The 19,885-nt window shown below is 38.5% G+C and carries 17 protein-coding genes; 14 read left to right on the top strand and 3 right to left on the bottom strand.

Going from position 1 to position 19,885, the window contains the following annotated elements; translation table 11 throughout:
- The first annotated feature begins 187 nt into the window (after positions 1-187).
- Together MHI10_RS14590 and dtd are read left to right on the top strand one after the other, a co-directional pair.
- The gene (locus MHI10_RS14590; protein WP_340786630.1) at positions 188-2,383 is read left to right on the top strand and encodes a RelA/SpoT family protein; all 2,196 of its coding nucleotides are present in this window, start codon (positions 188-190) and stop codon (positions 2,381-2,383) included.
- A gap of 20 nt (positions 2,384-2,403) precedes the next feature.
- On the top strand, positions 2,404-2,844 hold the full coding sequence (gene dtd, locus MHI10_RS14585; protein WP_340786627.1) for a D-aminoacyl-tRNA deacylase: 441 nt from the start codon (positions 2,404-2,406) through the stop codon (positions 2,842-2,844).
- A gap of 82 nt (positions 2,845-2,926) precedes the next feature.
- On the opposite strand, the gene hisA is transcribed toward dtd, so the two are convergent.
- Positions 2,927-3,682 (bottom strand): phosphoribosylformimino-5-aminoimidazole carboxamide ribotide isomerase, encoded by a 756-nt coding sequence (gene hisA, locus MHI10_RS14580; protein ID WP_340786625.1) that lies wholly within the window; start codon positions 3,680-3,682, stop codon positions 2,927-2,929.
- 222 nt (positions 3,683-3,904) lie between these two features.
- On the opposite strand from hisA, the gene recD2 reads away from it, so the two are divergent.
- Positions 3,905-6,403: an SF1B family DNA helicase RecD2 gene (recD2, locus tag MHI10_RS14575; RefSeq protein WP_340786624.1), complete on the top strand. Its 2,499-nt coding sequence runs from the start codon at positions 3,905-3,907 to the stop codon at positions 6,401-6,403.
- A gap of 576 nt (positions 6,404-6,979) precedes the next feature.
- Here the strand turns inward: recD2 and MHI10_RS14570 are convergent.
- On the bottom strand, positions 6,980-7,504 hold the full coding sequence (locus MHI10_RS14570; RefSeq protein ID WP_340786622.1) for an SMI1/KNR4 family protein: 525 nt from the start codon (positions 7,502-7,504) through the stop codon (positions 6,980-6,982).
- A 158-nt stretch (positions 7,505-7,662) separates the two neighbouring features.
- A complete protein-coding gene (gene yeiL / locus MHI10_RS14565) occupies positions 7,663-8,328 on the bottom strand; it encodes a transcriptional regulator YeiL (protein WP_340786621.1) in 666 nt (221 codons plus the stop codon).
- A gap of 98 nt (positions 8,329-8,426) precedes the next feature.
- On the opposite strand from yeiL, the gene MHI10_RS14560 reads away from it, so the two are divergent.
- From MHI10_RS14560 to udk, 11 genes are all read left to right on the top strand, one after another.
- Positions 8,427-9,578: a 3-phenylpropionate MFS transporter gene (locus tag MHI10_RS14560; protein WP_340786619.1), complete on the top strand. Its 1,152-nt coding sequence runs from the start codon at positions 8,427-8,429 to the stop codon at positions 9,576-9,578.
- Between the two features lie 481 nt (positions 9,579-10,059).
- On the top strand, positions 10,060-12,732 hold the full coding sequence (alaS, locus tag MHI10_RS14555) for an alanine--tRNA ligase (protein ID WP_340786617.1): 2,673 nt from the start codon (positions 10,060-10,062) through the stop codon (positions 12,730-12,732).
- Between the two features lie 145 nt (positions 12,733-12,877).
- Positions 12,878-13,150: an IreB family regulatory phosphoprotein gene (locus MHI10_RS14550; protein WP_057988217.1), complete on the top strand. Its 273-nt coding sequence runs from the start codon at positions 12,878-12,880 to the stop codon at positions 13,148-13,150.
- Positions 13,147-13,563: a Holliday junction resolvase RuvX gene (gene ruvX / locus MHI10_RS14545; RefSeq protein ID WP_340786614.1), complete on the top strand. Its 417-nt coding sequence runs from the start codon at positions 13,147-13,149 to the stop codon at positions 13,561-13,563. Before MHI10_RS14550 ends, ruvX begins: the two co-directional genes overlap by 4 nt.
- Before the next feature lie 64 nt (positions 13,564-13,627).
- On the top strand, positions 13,628-13,915 hold the full coding sequence (locus MHI10_RS14540) for a DUF1292 domain-containing protein (protein WP_099424640.1): 288 nt from the start codon (positions 13,628-13,630) through the stop codon (positions 13,913-13,915).
- Between the two features lie 132 nt (positions 13,916-14,047).
- A complete protein-coding gene (locus MHI10_RS14535) occupies positions 14,048-14,560 on the top strand; it encodes a DUF1292 domain-containing protein (RefSeq protein ID WP_340786611.1) in 513 nt (170 codons plus the stop codon).
- Between the two features lie 236 nt (positions 14,561-14,796).
- Complete coding sequence (gene mltG, locus MHI10_RS14530) at positions 14,797-15,888, top strand: endolytic transglycosylase MltG (protein ID WP_445683228.1); 1,092 nt, start codon at positions 14,797-14,799, stop codon at positions 15,886-15,888.
- A gap of 249 nt (positions 15,889-16,137) precedes the next feature.
- The gene (locus tag MHI10_RS14525; RefSeq protein WP_340786605.1) at positions 16,138-16,770 is read left to right on the top strand and encodes an O-methyltransferase; all 633 of its coding nucleotides are present in this window, start codon (positions 16,138-16,140) and stop codon (positions 16,768-16,770) included.
- 6 nt (positions 16,771-16,776) lie between these two features.
- Positions 16,777-17,709: a peptidase U32 family protein gene (locus MHI10_RS14520; RefSeq protein WP_340786603.1), complete on the top strand. Its 933-nt coding sequence runs from the start codon at positions 16,777-16,779 to the stop codon at positions 17,707-17,709.
- Positions 17,710-17,726: 17 nt separating this feature from the next.
- On the top strand, positions 17,727-19,004 hold the full coding sequence (locus tag MHI10_RS14515; protein ID WP_340786600.1) for a peptidase U32 family protein: 1,278 nt from the start codon (positions 17,727-17,729) through the stop codon (positions 19,002-19,004).
- A complete protein-coding gene (gene udk, locus MHI10_RS14510) occupies positions 19,005-19,640 on the top strand; it encodes a uridine kinase (RefSeq protein WP_340786598.1) in 636 nt (211 codons plus the stop codon).
- Positions 19,641-19,885: the final 245 nt, after the last annotated feature.

The raw sequence follows: 19,885 nt of genomic DNA, 5'->3' as shown, positions 1-19,885 counted from the left end.
TGTTAGTTATCATCTAAAGCAGTGATACTCCCTTTATGTCATTTTATGTTGAATATTTCACATATTTCAAGTTTATCTAAAACTAAATGACCTACTCCCTTTACATACGCTACCTATATTTAATACAATTGAATTTATACCAATTATGAAGAAAACGTGAAAATAAATGGAACAAGGTGGACAAAAAATGGCGAAAGAACAAATATTGGCGCCCGAAGATGTTTTCGAGCTCGCCAAATCCTATATGAATGAAGAACATGTTGCCTTTGTTGTAAAAGCGTACGAGGTGGCAAAAGAAGCACATAAAGAACAGTTCCGCAGCTCTGGGGAACCTTATATTATACATCCTGTTCAAGTAGCGGGCATTTTAGCTGAGCTTCAAATGGATCCAGAAACGGTAGCGGCAGGTTTTTTACATGATGTTGTTGAGGACACAGAAGTAACACGCGCAGATTTAGTGAACGCCTTTAGTGAAGAAGTGGCGAAACTTGTCGATGGCGTAACGAAGCTAGGGAAAATTAAGTATTTATCGAAAGAGGAACAACAGGCAGAAAATCACCGAAAAATGTTTGTTGCAATGGCACAGGACATTCGCGTCATTTTAATTAAATTAGCGGACCGTATGCATAATATGCGAACGTTAAAGCATTTGCCAGCCGAAAAACAGCGTCGTATTTCGCAGGAAACACTCGAAATTTTTGCGCCGCTTGCTCATCGTTTGGGGATTTCAAAAGTTAAATGGGAGCTGGAAGATACAGCATTACGTTATTTAAATCCGCAACAATATTACCGCATCGTCAGCTTAATGAAGAAAAAGCGTGATGAGCGTGAAGCCTATTTAGACAATGTAATGGATGAAATTAATTCACAGCTAAAAGAAGTTGAAATCGAAGCGGATGTTTACGGTAGACCGAAGCATTTATACAGCATTTACCGAAAGATGACGTTGCAAAAAAAACAATTCAATGAAATTTATGATTTATTTGCCGTTCGTATATTAGTTGATAGCATTAAAGATTGTTATGCGGTAATCGGAATTATTCATACATTATGGAAGCCAATGCCTGGTCGCTTTAAAGATTATATTGCGATGCCAAAGCAAAATTTATACCAATCATTGCATACGACTGTAATTGGTCCATATGGAGATCCGCTTGAAGTACAAATTCGTACGAAGGAAATGCATAAAATTGCAGAATTCGGTATCGCAGCACACTGGGCATATAAAGAAGGCAAAACGCTTGATCAAAAAGCTGAAAATATCGATCAAAAGCTGACGTGGTTCCGTGAAATTTTAGAATTCCAAAATGAATCATCAAACGCAGCTGAATTTATGGAATCGTTAAAATTCGATTTATTTTCGGACATGGTATACGTATTCTCACCAAAAGGGGATGTCATCGAGCTACCAGCAGGTTCTGTGCCGATTGACTTTGCCTACCGTGTTCATTCAGAGGTAGGGAATAAAACAATTGGTGCAAAAGTAAATGGCAAGATGGTACCGCTTGATACGCCGTTAAAAACGGGCGATATTATTGAAGTGCTTACATCGAAACAATCATTTGGTCCGAGTCGAGACTGGATTAAAATTGCACAAAGCTCCCAAGCAAAAAATAAAATTAAGCAATTCTTTAAAAAGCATGTGCGTGAAGAAAGTGTCGTTAAAGGCAAGGAAATGGTTGAAAGAGAAATTAAAGCACAGGAATTTGATGTGAAGGAAGTATTGACGCCTGAAAATATTAAACGTGTCATTGAAAAATTAAATTATACCCATGAGGATGACTTGTATGCAGCCGTTGGGGTAGGTGGCATTACTGCACAGCAAATTGTCAACCGCTTAGCTGAAAAGATGCGTAAGGAACGTGAGCAAGAAGAAGCGCTTGAAAAAATCGTGAAAAGCATGAACAATCCTGCTCCTAATAAACGGACAGAATCGGGTGTTATTGTAAAAGGTATTGATAATTTACTCATTCGCCTTTCGCGTTGCTGTACACCCGTTCCAGGAGATGATATTGTTGGTTTTATTACGAAAGGGCGCGGCGTCTCGGTCCATCGAGGAGACTGTCCGAATATTGAAGAGGATGGCATGGCAGAGCGTCTCATTGAAGTTGAGTGGGAAAATGAAGTAACGAATACTCGAAAAGAATATCCAGTTGATATTGAAATTTCAGCATTTGATCGTCCGGGTGTATTAAATGATGTCATGCATGCGGTAAGTGAAGCAAAAACGAATATTTTAGCTGTAACTGGACGTGCCGATCGGGATAAAATTGCGACGATTCACTTAACGATAGCAATTTCCAATATATCAGGGCTTCATAAAGTAGTAGAAAAAATTAAGCAATTACCGGATATTTATTCGGTACAACGCGTTATTAACTAAAAGATTGAAGGTTATTAAAGATGAGAGTCGTATTACAACGTTCAAAAGAAGCATCGGTTACAGTGGATGGAACAGTAACAGGAGCTATTCCTAAAGGTTATGTGTTACTTGTAGGCATTACGCATACCGATACAGAAGAAGATGTTGCGTATGTGGCGAAGAAAATTGCCGATTTGCGTATTTGGGAAGATGAGGAAGGGAAAATGAACCGTTCGATCTTAGAAGTGGGCGGTGAAATTTTATCGGTATCTCAATTCACATTATATGCAGACATTCGCAAAGGAAAACGCCCGAGCTTTATTGAAGCAGCAAGACCAGAACCCGCTGAAGTATTATGGCTTGCTTTTAATGAGCAACTGAAAATGCATGGTTTACAAGTCGAAACAGGTATTTTCGGCGCAATGATGGATGTTGCACTTATTAATGATGGTCCCGTGACGATCATCGTTGAATCGAAATGATTATCTAGCCGTTTTGATAACTCTAAAAAATAAGAGCTTGTTGATGTAAGGGAATCAACAAGCTCTTTTATTTGTCGTGCATTCATTTTTGACAATACTTCACAACTTCATCATACGCTAAATCTCCGCCAAAAATAGACAATGCGCTGCCAATTGTGACATGCAGTTTGCCGTTTGTGAGCTGTTCGAATTTTTGTAAATCCTCTAGAGAACGGACACCGCCAGCATACGTTGTAGGAATCGTTGTCCACTGTGTTAAATCACGCACTAAACTTTCTTGCATCCCATTGCGCTTGCCTTCTACATCCACCGCATGAATTAATAGCTCATCGCAGTAGTTTTCAATCTCTTTTATCGAGTGCGCATTCACTTCAAAGTCGCTAAATTTTGTCCACTTATCTGTAACGACAAACCATTTTCCGTCACGTTCCTTACAACTTAAATCAATGACGATGCGTTCTTTTCCAACAACGTCAACTAATTGCTGTAAGCGCTGCATATCGAGTAAACCGTCATGAAAAATAAATGACGTCACGATGACATGGGATGCGCCTGCGTCAATATATTTCTGCGCATTGTCCGCCGTAATACCGCCACCAATTTGCAAGCCGTTTGGATAGGCATTGAGCGCGCGAATGGCTGCTTGTTCATTACCAGGTCCAAGCATAATGACATGACCGCCTGTTAATTGGTCTTGCTGAAATAACGTTGCATAATAACTAGAATCCTGCTTTGACGTAAAATTTTCAATAACCGCTTGATCGGTATGTCCAAGCGTACTTCCAACGATTTGTTTCACTTTGCCTTCATGTAAATCAATACAAGGTCTAAATTCCATTTAGTTCACGAGCCTTTCTATTTCAACATCAGTTTCTATCATATCATTGACTGCTTGGAAATTGTTATAAAAATCTGATAGTTCGCTCGCGTTTTTAAGCTAGATTTGCTTCAGTTTCCCGCATTAACATGAAACAACAATGGATTTTTGATTCTGTAAAAGACAGGGCATTTTACATATGGTAAAATAAGCGTACAAATGAGCAAGAAAGTGGGCGTTAAAGTGGCGGAAAATCTCGATTTATTTGAACTGAATAAGCTGTTTATTCTTGGACGTCCCATCGTCACAATTTTTCATAATCCAACAAATATGTATTCCATTGTTCGTGTGAAAATACAAGAAACGAATTTACAATATGAAGAAAAAGAAATTATCGTTGTTGGATATGTTCCGCAATTAGCAGAAGATGAACTATACCGATTTACGGGTATCATGAAAAGTCATCCAAAATACGGCATGCAATTCCAAATTGAAACATTTGAAAAAGAGGTACCTTCAACTGAGCAAGGAATCGTTCATTATTTATCAAGTGATTTATTTGTAGGAATCGGTCGAAAAACAGCAGAAACGATCGTTGATAAACTTGGACTCGATGCGCTGACGAAAATTTTAGAAGATCCGAATGCGCTTGATGTCGTTCCGCGTTTACCTGCAGAGAAAAAGATGATGATTCGCCAAACAATTGAAGAAAATTTAGGGCTAGAGCGTGTTATGGTACGTCTAAATGAGTGGGGATTTGGTCCGCAATTAGGCATGAAAATATACCAAAAATACCGTGAAGAAACGATTCATTTATTGACGGAAAACCCGTATCGTTTAATTGAGGATATAGAAGGTGTCGGATTTATTCGTGCTGATGAGTTAGGGTCAAAACTCGGTATGACAGGCAATCATCCCGACAGAGTTAAGGCGGCCGTTTTTCATGTGTTAACGCATGCGGCATTGTCAGAAGGGCATGTATACCTAGATGCCGAAGTTGTCTTGCCTGCTGTTAAAAATATGCTTGAGCAAAGCCAGCGCGTTGAAATTCCGTATGAGGCAATTTCAAAGGCATGCATTGAAATGCGAGAGGAATCGAAAATTTGCGGAGAAGAAACGCGTCTTTATTTACCGTCGCTGTATTTTAGTGAAGTAGGAATTGCGAGTAAAATAATTGAATTAAAAAGTAAGAATGAAACGAGTGAACGTTTTTCGCGCGATGAAATTCGAAAAGCGATTGGTGGAGTAGAAGAAAATTATGGTGTGACGTATGCACCGACACAAGCGCAAGCGATTGAAACAGCGATGAATTCTGCTGTTATGATTTTAACCGGTGGACCAGGTACAGGGAAAACGACGGTCGTACGTGGGCTTGTCGAAGCGTACGCAGAGCTTCATGGTCTTTCATTGAACCCGAAAACGTATGCAGAGAAGGAAGAGCCGTTTCCGATTGTGTTAGCGGCCCCAACTGGACGAGCTGCAAAACGCTTAGCAGAATCGACGAGTTTACCAGCAATGACCATTCACCGCTTACTCGGATTTAACGGACAAGAAAAAGACGAGGAAACAGAGCGTGAAGTAACAGGACGTTTAATTATTATTGATGAAATGTCGATGGTCGATACATGGCTAGCGCATCAATTATTAAAGGCATTACATGAAGATGTTCAAGTTGTATTTGTAGGGGATCAGGATCAATTACCACCTGTTGGTCCCGGACAAGTGCTAAAGGATTTACTCGCTTCTAAGCAAGTGCCTGTTGTGGAATTAACGGATGTTTACCGCCAAGCAGAAGGTTCGACGATTATCGAAATCGCGCACCAAATTAAAAAAGGGATTGTACCGGATACATTGACGACGAAAACATCGGATCGTTCATTTATTCAAGCGGCAGCTTCCCAAGTTACCGATGTCGTTACCCAAGTTGTAAAAGGCGCGCTTGCGAAAGGGCAGGCAATTCGCGATATTCAAGTGTTAGCGCCGATGTATAAAGGTCCGGCTGGCATTGATGCGCTCAATAAAGAAATTCAACAGCTCGTCAATCCAAATGATGGGACGAGGAAGGAACTTGTTTTTGGCGATACCATTTACCGAATTGGCGACAAAGTGCTTCAGCTTGTCAATCAACCAGAAAGCAATGTATTTAATGGCGATATGGGGGAAGTCATTTCGATCATTCGTGCAAAGGAAACGATTGAAAAGCAGGATTTATTAATTGTTTCGTATGATGGCATTGAAGTGACGTACCAGCGTGCCGATTTGAATCAACTGACGCTCGCATATTGTTGCTCTATTCATAAATCACAAGGCTCCGAGTTTCAAACGGTTATTATGCCAGTAGTGCGCGGCTATTCAAAAATGTTGCGACGAAACTTACTGTATACAGGCATTACACGTGCGAAAAACTTTTTAATTTTATGTGGGGAGCCCGATGTTTTAGCGAACGGTTTAGCGAAAACAGATGATTTAACACGTTTTACAAGTTTAAAAATGCGTTTAAATCCGGTGGCAATGGATGATGATGTGCCACAAGTCGAAGTGCAGGAGAAAGTAGAAGCTCAACCAACTGCCGAAAAAAAACAACAGGAATCAACACACGAACAGTTAGGTTTATTAAATGTTTCACAGTCGCATAAAATTGGTGAAACCTTATTGAATCATTTAACGACTGAAACGGCTCCATATGTGCATCCACTTATTGGAATGGACAATGTCTCGCCGTATGATTTTATGGAGGAATAGTAAGGAGTTATAAATGGCGAAACATTATTGTGAATGATGTTTTGTATAGGTTGAACAAAAGATTCTATCCTTATCATGTAAGTGTTCTCATAAAACTTCTAATGAGGTATTAACTAGTTTAGGCTGGCTAAGCACATGAGGCGCACAGACAATGTTAGCATAAATCTGTACGACTCAACTTTGTGCTTCGTGCAAGGTCAGCCTCCATTTAAAAGTTGGCAATCTGAAACTTTCTATACAGGGTGCGTCGCTACCGTGGGAGGCGACGTTTTCTTAATTAGATTTTTATTCTAATTGGATGATTGTTTCATAAGTGCAACATATATGGTTTTTTTATTTTGAATAAGTGAATAAGTTGAATTTCTATGTAAAGTGAAGAGCAAAGGAAACAAATATAAATAATTTTAAAAAGAAAAGCCATGAGCATATCACGAATGACATTTCATGGCTTTTAAGCTTGCTTTAAAATTTGTATTTGAGAACAATACTAGGTCTTTTATCTATATGTTATAAACCCTTGTTGCACTGAGGGTACTGTTCGTTTAAATGTAATCTTCCACAAACTTTTAATCTATTTTAAATTTTTTCGTTCAAGCAAATTTCTATGAATTCTAAAAGATTTTTCGCTTCGATAGTACGATTTCCCCAATCATGCCAAAAGTACAAAATCTGCCCCGCCACTCCAACTTCAGATGGATCTGTATCAATGCAAAGATGATCACCACCGCCATTTGCTGCAATGGGAATCCATTTTGAATTCCAAAGTAATGGCTTGAGCTCTTTTTCAATATTGGGTTCTAAATCATCATCTGGATCGAATTCTTCCTGTAAGAAATTCCAAGTATCTATAATCTCAGAAATAGGCGATAGGGTTAAATTTCTCACAAAAGGATTCACTTCATTTTCCCAAACTTGTCCGTTATATACCTTGTAAAAGCTCTTCATTTCTTCAGGAAGTGTAACACCCAGTGTATGTTCGAGAAGTTGAAACTCTTCGTCATTTGCACCAGATTGAAGATTTAATGATTCTTTAAAGTTACTATTATTATTTGAACCACTTTCAATAATACGTTTCCATAAATGATTAGCTCGATCTATCATATTTTTAATCTTTCCTTTCAAGTCTCAAATGAGAAATTTCTTTATTCAAAGTAAATTTATTTCTATATACTTTTAGTTACTTACAGGAATAGTTAGTCATTCATACTCGGAGCCAAAGCTCAAGTAGCGATAGTGTTTTTGTTCTAAAAATGGATGCGCTAGTATACCTCTTCACTTAATGCGAGTAACTTGTCTTTGTTTTGAATTAAATAACCCCGATTTTGTTTCACAAGAATGCCGGCTTCACAAAACGCTGCCAATGTATATAATAAATGCCGGTAAGAAACGCCTAAAAACTCGCAAATTTCCGTGTGTTTTTCTTTATAAAAATCTTGATCGGAGCTGAGTAATATAAAGGCAGCTAGCCGATTATCTAATGGGTATGCTTGGTTTTGTGTATATTTCGCTGTTACTTTCATTTCTTTGTCACTTAAAAGCATACAAAGTTCGCGCAAAAAAATGACATCGGTTAATAATTGTTTTCTAAATTGTTGAATAGGAATCGCGAGGCATATTGTTTTTGTGACAGCTTGGATTCCTTTTGATACCCTTTCACTATCTAATAGCTCCATCTCTCCCATAAAAATAGGTGCGGTAATGAAATCGATTAAGGACACTTTGCCGTTTTTATGTGTCACATATAGTTTAGCCTTTCCCTCGACCATATAATATAAATATTCTGGGTGAGATCGTTCTTTAAAAATGAATTCCCCTTTTTCAAACTGATGAACAGCTAAATAAGGTGTTATATCAAATGAAAATAAGTGATTAATCGGGTACTGGTCAATGTAAAGATTCCGTAATGTATTCGTTAAAACTTTCAAATCGCTCACGACCTTTATAAAATATGAGATATCTCACATTATTGTATTAAAGAACGTGTTATCATTCAACGTAATGTATTGGAGGGGAATAAATTTTCATGAACAATCAGCGTTGGTTATCGCAAAATTTCTTTACATTTTTTATTACATGGGGCATCTTTTTACCGTATTGGACAGGTTGGCTAGTCAATGATAAAGGATTATCCGTATCAGAAGCAGGCATTATTATGAGTTTCGGCTTAGTTGCGCGCGCATTATCAACAATGTTTATCTTTCCGTATGTATCAAAAATTTTAAGCAATAAACAAGTATTATTATTTTTCACGACGATGTCATTAATTGTGACTGTTTTGTACATACCAATGGATTCATTCGAAGGTTTGTTTATTGTGACAATGCTATTTAGTGCAATGTTTCCTGCGTTATTGCCAGCAGTTGAAAGTGGAGCCTCGACGTTAATGCAACAAGGAAATGTTCATTACGGAAAAGCACGTTCACTCGGCTCGTTTGGCTATATTTTGTCGGTATTAGTTATTAGTATGTTTACCGGTACTTACGGGGAACAAATCATATTATGGTTTATGATTTTAGGTTTAGTTGCGCTATTGGCGATTCAATTACTACCGGCACCAAAAGTTTTATTAATGCGACCTGAGCGTGAGAAAAATGCGAAGTCTTTATCGATGACAGGCTTACTCGAAGTGAAAAGCTTTGCAGTCGTGTTACTCGTCGTCATTTTACTACAAGGGGCGCATGCTTCTTATTACAGCTATGGCTATATTTACATACAAAATTTGAATGTCAATCCATTTTATATTGGGGTTATTTTAAATGTCGCGGTCGTGTTTGAAATACTTTATTTTTTAAAGGCAGATTCGTTTTTATCCAATTGGCGACCTTCATCCTTATTAATTTTAGCCGCAGTTGGTGCAAGTGTACGTTGGATTGCGATTTATTTATTCCCGAGCATCCCGGTATTTGTTATGACGCAAGCGCTCCATGCTCTATCATTTGGGGTGGCGCACTATGCATTTATCCGCTACATTACGCAAAACTTACCGAAAGAGCAAATTCCGAACGCACAAGGAATTTATTCGGCATTTGCGATGAGTTTAAGTGCTGCTGTACTAACATTACTCGGTGGTGCACTTTATGAAATCGAACCAGGACTTGCATTTTTAGGGATGGCGATTTTCACTGTACCAGCCATTTTCCTACTTTTATTAACGCGTAATCGATTTAATTATTAACATCATTTTTTTGGTACCTTATTTTGAAATGAATAACATTCCAATTGACAGTTTGCCTGCAATTTTTTATAATGAGAAGCAGAATACATTGAACACGATGATGGAAAAAGTATGTTTTACAAACGTGTATAGAAAGAGATTTCAAGGCTGAGAAAATCTCCACAAGCGTAATTCAGAAAGCTACTCCAGAGTGCAGTTAATCCCTGCCGTTTGCTCACGTTACGAGCAACTGAGATATAGTGTCTAACTTTATTCAGCGGAAGTCCCTTGCCTTAAGATTTAGGGTTAAATCCAAATTTCCTATCCGTTAATGGGTAGGCAAACACAAGCTGAATCAAGTTAACGCCCCGGCGTATTTGATTGCATTATAAATTAGGGTGGTACCACGAGATAACAGTCTTCGTCCCTTTACTAGGGATGGAGGCTTTTTTGTGTTTACATCATCAATAATCGTTCATTACTAATTAGGAGGAAATACAGCATGCCAACAAAATCAATGACAGCAACAGAAATTCGTCGTCTCTTTTTAGAATTTTTTAAAGAAAAAGGACATCACCATGAACCATCTGCACCACTTGTGCCAATTAACGATCCGTCACTATTATGGATTAACTCAGGTGTTGCGACTTTAAAGCCTTACTTTGATGGTCGTATCATTCCGGATAATCCACGTATTACAAATGCGCAAAAATCAATTCGTACAAACGACATTGAAAACGTAGGTAAAACAGCGCGTCACCATACGTTCTTTGAAATGTTAGGAAACTTTTCAATCGGTGATTACTTCAAAAAAGAAGCAATTCACTATGCATGGGAATTCCTTACAGATGAAAAGTGGATGGGCTTTGAAGCGGATAAATTATCGATCACAATTCATCCAGAAGACCAAGAAGCATACGATGTTTGGCATGATGAAATTGGCATTCCAAAGGAGCGCTTAATCCGTTTGGAAGGAAACTTCTGGGATATCGGAGAAGGTCCATCTGGTCCAAACTCTGAAATCTTCTACGATCGTGGAGAAGTATACGGCTTTGGTGCACCTGAAGAGGAAATGTACGCTGGTGGCGAAAATGAGCGTTATTTAGAAATTTGGAACCTTGTGTTCTCACAATTTAACCACAATCCAGACAACACATATACGCCACTACCGAAGCAAAATATTGATACAGGTATGGGACTTGAGCGAATCGTTTCGGTTATTCAAAATGTACCAACGAACTTCGATACAGACCTTTTCATGCCAATCATTGAAAACGTAGAAAAATTTGCGAACCGCAACTATATGCGTCCAAATGAAGTAGATTTAAAAGAAATTTTTGGTTCGGCTGAAGATATTAATACACCATTCAAAGTTATTGCGGACCATATTCGTACAGTTGCTTTCGCAATTGGTGATGGTGCATTACCATCAAATGAAGGACGCGGATATGTATTACGTCGTTTATTACGTCGTGCAGTGCGCTATGCAAAACAAATCGGTATAGAAAAACCGTTTATGTTTGAATTAGTTCCAACTGTTGGCGCGATTATGGAAGATTTCTATCCACAAGTAAAAGAAAAAGAAGCGTTCATTCAACGTGTTATTAAAAATGAAGAAGTTCGTTTCCATGAAACATTAGATGGCGGTTTAGCTATTTTCAATGAAGTTGCGCAAAGCCAAAAAGCAAAAGGCGAAACAATTATTCCGGGTGCAGATGCGTTCCGTTTATATGATACATTCGGTTTCCCAATCGAATTAACAGAAGAGTATGCTGAAGAAGTAGGCATGACAGTTGATCATGAAGGCTTTGAATCAGCGATGGAAGAACAACGTAACCGTGCTCGTAATGCGCGTGCAGATGTTGATTCAATGCAAGTGCAAAATGAAGTATTAGCGAACTTAAAGCAAGAATCAACATATGTATACAATGTGCTTGAAACAACGGGTACTGTTGCAGCAATCGTTGTAGATGGTCAAGAAGCACAAGCGGCTACAGAAGGACAAGAAGCGTTAGTAATCCTTTCTGAAACACCATTCTACACGGAAATGGGTGGACAAATTGCCGATACAGGTGTCATTGAATCAGATGGCTTTAAAGCACTTGTAAAAGATGTTCAAAAAGCGCCAAATGGTCAACCGTTGCATACAGTGTTCATCGAATCAGGTGAAATGCATGTTGGAGAAACGATGACAGCGCATGTTGACCGTGAAAAACGTACACTTATTTTGAAAAACCATACAGCAACACACTTAATGCACCGTGCACTTAAAGATGTTTTAGGAGACCACGTTGCACAAGCAGGTTCTTATGTTGGTCCAGATCGACTACGTTTTGACTTCTCACATTTCGGCCAAGCTACGAAGGAAGAGTTAGCTCAAGTGGAACGTGCAGTGAACGAAAAAATTTGGGAAGATATCGAAGTAGTCGTACAAGAAATGGCGATTGACGAAGCAAAAGCGATGGGTGCAATGGCATTATTCGGTGAGAAATACGGTGATGTTGTACGCGTAGTAGCGGTATCAGATTATTCAATCGAACTTTGCGGTGGTTTACACGTGCAACGTTCGTCTGAAATTGGTTTCTTCAAAATTGTTTCAGAAGGCGGTATCGGAGCGGGGACACGTCGTATCGAAGCAGTAACAGGAAAAGCAGCTTACTTAGCTGTGAAAGAAGAAGAAGCGATTTTAAATGAAGCAGCGGCTTTATTAAAAGCAAATCCAAAAGATGTTGCAACACGCGTCGCATCATTACAAGCAGATTACAAAGAATTACAACGTGAGAACGAGTCATTATCTCAAAAAATGGCCAATGCGCAAGCGGGTGCAATCATTGATGCAGCTCAAAAAATTGGTGATGTCACTGTATTAGCAACACGCGTTGAAGCAAAAGATAATAATCAATTGCGTCAAATGATGGATGACTTGAAAGAAAAAATGGATGCAGCGATTATTGTCCTTGGTGCAGTAGCAGATGATAAAGTAATGCTATGTGCGGGTGTAACGAAAGATATCGTAGGTGGTCAGCACCATGCAGGAAATATCGTGAAAATGGTTGCGGAAGCATGTGACGGTAAAGGTGGCGGACGCCCAGATATGGCGATGGCTGGTGCGAAAGATGCAACGAAATTAGACGACGCATTAACAGCTGTTTATGAGCTTGTAAAAACATTCTAATTGTTTACGAGTACTTGAATAAAATATAGTTTATCGGTAAAAGTAAATAAGCATATTTGAAGTGCATGGATGAATAGGATATAATAGAGAAAATGGAGATGGTTCTATATTCCATCTCTCTATTGCTGAAAGCGAGGTGCTGGTCTTGAGTTCTTTCGATCAAACGATGAAATTTAGTTTTCCTGAAGAGTCAATGGAACAAGAAGTAAAGCAAGTGATGTTGAAGGTGTATTCGTCATTAGAGGAAAAAGGCTACAATCCAACTAACCAAATTGTAGGTTATTTATTATCTGGTGACCCGGCATACATCCCTCGCCACCAAGACGCACGCAATGTAATCCGCAAGCTAGAGCGAGATGAAATTTTAGAAGAGCTCGTAAAATTTTACATTAGAAAGAATACCGAGGCGGACAAATGAGAATTATGGGTTTAGACGTCGGCTCTAAAACAGTCGGCGTTGCAATTAGCGATGCGTTTGGCTGGACTGCTCAAGGCATTGAAACAATTAAAATTAATGAAGCAGTCGGCGAATTTGGCATACCTCGTATTAAAGAGCTTGTCAATGAGCATAGTGTAACAGAATTTGTTGTTGGGTATCCAAAGAACATGAATAATACAGTGGGACCTCGTGGGGAAGCATCTGAAGCCTATAAACAGCTTTTAGAAGAGACTTTCGGGTTCCCTGTAAAGCTTTGGGATGAACGCTTAACAACGATGGCGGCAGAACGTATGCTAATCGAAGCAGACGTAAGCCGAAAAAAACGCAAACAAGTCATTGATAAAATGGCAGCTGTCATGATTTTACAAGGATATTTAGACAGCAAAAACTAAATTTGCAGGTAAAACAGCAGATGGATCGAGGCTTGGCCTTAATATTATGAAGAGGTGACAATTAATGTCAGAACAACAACATCAAATTACAGTAGTAGACGAAAACGGTAACGAACAACTTTGCGAAATTTTACACACATTCGATTCAGAAGAATTCGGTAAATCGTACGTATTATATTCATTAGTAGGTGCTGAAGAAGACGCAGAAGGTGCTGTAGAAATTTTCGCATCATCATTTGTGCCAGCTGAAAACGGTGAAGATGGCGAATTAGAGCCAATCGAAACAGAAGCTGAATGGGATTTAATCGAGAGCGTTTTAAATGCGATTGAAGACGAGCTAGGCGAAGAATAATTTAACGTTTAACAGTTTGTAGGGAAATCCACATAACGACGGACAAGACCTCATACATTGTATAAGGGAAGTCTTGCTAAAACAGAGGAGGCAGTTGCTGACTCTGTTTTGCTATTTAGGAGGAAATCAACGATGGAAGAACAAATTTTTGTATTACAAACGGAAGATGGCGGGGAGCAGCAATGTCGCGTTGTTTTTACATTTGATTCAGATGATCATTCTTACGTTTTATTTTCATTAGTAGGCGACGAGGATGCGGGTGTATCGGCATTGCGTTTTGAATTAGATGAAAATGGCGAAATGGCTGATTTTGCAGACCTTGAAACGGATGAAGAATGGGCAATGGTAGAAGAAGTAATGAACACATTAATTAGCGAGTTTGGTGCAGATCAAACGAACTACTTCACGATTACAAATGATGAAGATGAAGAAATTATGTGCCAAATTTTACACCGTTTTGAACGCAACAATAAAGATTACTTGTTTTATGCAATCGTAGAAGATGAAGTACCAAATTTAGATGAAGTTTTTGCTTCTGCATTTATTGCTGGTGAAAATGGTGAAGTAGCAGATTTACTACCAATTGAAACAGATGAAGAGTGGGCAATGGTAGAAGAAGTATTAGCATCATTAGCGCAACAATAATCTTGTGAATGTGAAAATTTAGTAATGAGCAGGTCCTAAACAATTGTTTAGGACCTTTTCGATGTGTTAACAATATATTTTGAACTAAATAAGTCAGATTACGTCTGAAATTATGTCGCGAAAACTAGAAACTTGTATTAGTTTCGCTTGTTTGATTGTATCAAGTAGAAATATTTTGTATCATATGTAGAGAATAAGGGGGGACACCCGTGATAAAAGATGAACAAAAACAAGAAATGTTTAAAAAAATGAAAGATAGAAAGGGAGAAATTAAAATCGTGCGAAAAATTGTATTAGTTGTCGCGCTTATTGCTCTCATTCTACTTGCAATTGGCGGCTACTTTGCCTATAGCTATATATCTTCTGCATTGAAACCAGTAAATCCAGAATCAGATATAAAAATTGAAATTGAAATTCCGATGGGGTCTGGTATTACTTTAATTTCGAAAATTTTAGAAGAGCATAAAATCGTTCAAGATGCGCGCGTTTTTAAATATTATACGAAATTTAAAAATGAATCCGAATTCCAGGCTGGTAATTATTCATTAACACAGTCAATGACACTTGACGAAATTATTGAAAGTTTAAAAACTGGACGAGTTTATCGTGAGCCTGTATTTACAGTAACTATCCCGGAAGGCTTAACATTAGAGCAAGTTTCGAAAATCATCGAAAAAAATACGCAACATAAAGCAGCTGATTTTATGAAAAAAGTGACAGATGAAGCGTATATTAAGCAACTAATGGTCGATTATCCTGATTTATTAACAGAAGCGATTTTTGGCGAAAACGTCCGCTTTGCACTGGAAGGGTATTTATATCCAGCGACCTATTCTTTCTTTGAAGAAAACCCAAGCTTGGACGAAATTATTAAAAAGATGTTAAGTGCGACGGATTCAATTATTTCTGAATTCGAATCGGTACTAATTGAAAAAGAGATGTCTGTACATGAGCTACTAACATTTGCTTCCTTATTAGAAGAAGAAGCGACAGCGAAAACCGACCGTGAAACAATCGCGAGTGTTTTCTTTAACCGAATGGCCATTGATATGATGCTGCAGACGGACCCGACTGTACTTTACGCACTCGGCTCGCACAAGGATCGTGTATTGTATGAAGATTTAGAAGTAGAGAATGCCTATAATACGTATAAAAACGTAGGCTTGCCACCAGGACCAATTGCAGGTGCCGGGAAGTCTTCAATCGAGGCAACATTAAATCCATCACAAACGGACTATTTATTCTTCTTAGCGGATAAGGAAGGCACGAATCATTTTGCCAAAACCTATGAAGAACACTTAGTAAATATTGAGAAGTATTTACGCTAAATTGACATCTATAGGGGCTTGAGCCAACACGATGTTGTGAAAGGAATCGAATGCTTTACTTTCCTCTCTAAAGGCGGAATTAGTAAAGATAATTCGCATTCCTTTTCTTTTCATGCTATTATAAGTTGTGATTTTTTGTCCTAATATATAATTTATTGTAGGCGCAAACAACTAAGTTTCGTCTTTTTTCATGGAATTTCATGCATGGAAAAAGAATGCGCCTATAAACAGCTAAAAGGGGTTTAACGAATGGAATTATCAGATGCGTATATCGCTTCTTTCATATCGGATCGTGATGAATTACTGCTTGAAATGGAACGATTTGCACAGGAAAATCATGTGCCTATTATGCAATTAGCTGGTATTGAATCATTGAATCAATTACTGCGCATTCAAAAACCGCAAAGCATATTAGAAATCGGAACAGCAATCGGTTATTCGGCAATACGTATGGCACAAGCATTGCCACAATGTCAGATCGTGACGATTGAGCGAGATGAGGCCCGTGTTCAACATGCAAAAGCGTTTATCGCCAGGTCAGCAGAAGCAAATCGCATACAGGTAATTGAAGGTGATGCGTTAGAAGTAGAACTTGAAGAGATTCCATCTACTTTTGATGCCGTTTTTATTGATGCGGCGAAAGGCCAATACTTAAAGTTTTTCGAAAAATATTCACCGCTCGTACCATCGGGTGGCGTATTATATATCGATAATATGTATATGCACGGACTTTCAGACTTAGATATTAAAGAAGTACCGAGAAGAAAAAGAACGATGATCCGCAACTTAAAAACGTTTTCTGACTGGATTATGGCGCATCCGGATTATACGAGCGCATTTTTCCCAGTTGGCGATGGATTGTTAATTTGTTTGAAGAGGTGACGAAAGGTGAAGAAACCAGAATTATTAGTAACGCCACAATCGGTGGAACATATAAAAGCATTACTACAAGCAGGTGCGGATGCATTTGTCATAGGTGAACAAAAATTTGGCCTACGTTTAGCTGGAGATTTTACAGTAGCACAAGTAGAAGAAGCAACGGCAATCATTCATGCTGCAGGTAAAAAAGTGTATGTCGCAGTAAACGCGATTTTCCATAATGACCGCATTGATGCATTAGACGCGTATGTGTTAGAAATGCAACGAATTGGCGTGGACGCATTATTATTCGGTGATCCAGCGGTTGTCATGTCGGCTCGTGAACAAGGTATTACGATTCCTCTACATTGGAGTCCTGAAACGATTGCTACAAACTGGTTCCAAGTAAACTATTGGGGTGAGCGTGGTAGTAAGCGTGCCGTATTAGCGCGTGAGCTTTCAGTGGATGAAGTGATTGAAATTAAAGAAAATACAACGCATGAAATCGAAGTGCAAGTGCACGGCATGACATGCATGTTCCAATCGAAGCGTTCATTGCTAGGGAACTATTTCTTATATCGCGATGAAGCAATGGAAATTGAAAACCGTAAAGACCAAAAAAATATGTTCTTACATGACAAAGAGCGTAAAAATAAATACCCAATTTATGAAGATTTAAATGGTACACACATCTTCTCACCAAATGATATGTGCATTATCGAAGAATTAAATGAATTATTCGAAGCAGGTATTGATTCGTTGAAAATTGATAGTGTTCTTCACACATTTGACTATGTCGTAACGGTAACGAATTTATATCGTCAAGCAATCGATGCTTACTTTGACCAAGGTGAAGATGCATACGAGGACATTAAAACTGAGTTATTTGAGCAAATTGAGGCCATTCAGCCAGCTTTACGCCCACTGGACACAGGATTCATCTATAAAGAAACAGTATACTAGGAAGGGGAGCGTAACAGATGCTTCAATTAATTCAAAACGAAAAAATCCGTTCAACAGTAGACGGTCAAACAGTTATTACGAAAAAACCAGAGCTATTAGCACCTGCGGGTAGTTTAGAAAAATTAAAAGTAGCTGTGCATTACGGAGCAGATGCTGTATTTATTGGTGGACAAGAATTCGGTTTACGTTCTAATGCAGGCAACTTCACGATTGACGAAATGAAAGAAGGCGTTGAATTCGCCGAAAAATATGGTGCAGTCATTTATGTAACGACGAATATTTTTGCGCACAATGAAAATATGGACGGCCTTGAAGAATATTTACAAGATATTGAAGGTGCTGGTGTAAAGGGAATTATCGTAGCGGACCCTTTAATTATCGAAACATGTAAAAAAGTTGCACCAAAACTAGAAATCCACCTTTCGACACAGCAATCATTATCGAACTGGAAAGCTGTGAAGTACTGGAAGGATGAAGGTTTAGAGCGTGTTGTACTTGCCCGTGAAGTGGGTGGGGAAGAAATGCTGAAAATGAAAGAAAAAGTAGATGTTGAAATCGAGGCATTCGTACACGGTGCAATGTGTATTGCGTACTCAGGTCGCTGTACATTGTCGAACCATATGACAGCGCGTGACTCGAATCGAGGCGGTTGTTGCCAATCTTGCCGTTGGGACTATGATTTATATGAAAACAATGACGGGGAAGAAGTAGCATTGTTTAATGAAGGTGAAGCACCATTCGCCATGAGTCCGAAAGATTTAAAATTAATCGAATCAATTCCACATATGATTGAGCTTGGCATTGATTCATTAAAAGTAGAAGGACGTATGAAATCAATTCACTACGTAGCAACGGTTATTTCTGTATACCGTAAAGTCATTGATGCTTACTGCGCGGACCCTATCAACTTTAAAATTAAAAAAGAATGGTTGGAAGAACTAGCGCGCTGTGCAAACCGTGCTGCTGCGTCATCATTCTTTGAAGGCGAACCGAGCTACAAACAACAAATGTTCGGCTTCCATTCACATAAAATGAAGTGGGACTTCGCTGGTCTTGTGTTGGATTACGATGCGGACACACAAATGGTCACATTAGAGCAACGTAACTACTTCAAACCGGGAGATACAATTGAATTTTTCGGTCCAAACATGGAAACATTCGAACAAACTGTTGGACAACTTTGGGATGAAAAAGGCGAAGAGTTAGATGTTGCGCGCCACCCGTTACAAATTGTGAAATTTAAAGTCGAACAACCAGTGACAGAACTCGACATGATGCGAAAGGAGAATAAGTAAATGAAAAAGCGCCCAGTTGTTATCGGGATTGCAGGTGGTTCATGCTCGGGGAAAACGAGTGTAACGAAAGCCATTTACGATGTCTACCGTGAGCATTCAGTTGTTGTCATTGAACAAGATTATTATTATAAGGATCAAAGTCATATGACATTTGAGCAACGTCTTGAAACAAATTATGACCATCCTTTAGCTTTTGATAATGATTTATTAATTGAGCATATTCATACATTACTTGATTACGAAGCGATTGAAAAACCGGTCTACGATTACGTCAACCATACGCGTTCAGAAGAAGTGATTACCGTTGAACCACAGGATGTTATCATTATTGAAGGTATTCTCGTATTAGAAGATGAACGCCTACGTAATTTAATGGACATTAAGCTTTTTGTTGACACGGATTCAGATTTACGTATTATTCGTCGTATTCAACGTGATATTAAAGAGCGTGGACGTACGGCTGATTCGGTTATCGAACAATATTTAACAGCGGTTCGCCCAATGCATAATATGTTCATTGAACCAACAAAACGTTATGCAGATGTCATCATTCCAGAAGGTGGCGGAAACAACGTGGCAATTGATTTAATGGTCACAAAAATAAAAACAATTCTTGAATCTAATTCAATTGTGTAATATGATGAGTTAGTATTTACAATATTTTCATTTCATTTGACAAATTCAAATGTCAATTATATTAAGTATTAGTGAAATTCGGTTGCTAGTAATTACTGTGTAAAACGCCTTCTATACTTGGCCATTTGCACATAGTATGAACTAGTAGTCGGGTTTTCTATTATTTATGAATTAAAATCAATCAACGTTTGTTGGTAGAGCGTTTGTGCATCCATTAAAGCACATGCGCCATTTTATTATATTAT

The organism is Solibacillus sp. FSL K6-1523 (assembly GCF_038005225.1).
Classification (GTDB): Bacteria; Bacillota; Bacilli; order Bacillales_A; family Planococcaceae; genus Solibacillus.
The sequence above is the reverse complement of the archived record's forward strand: the minus strand, read 5'-3'. Positions and strand labels throughout refer to the sequence as shown.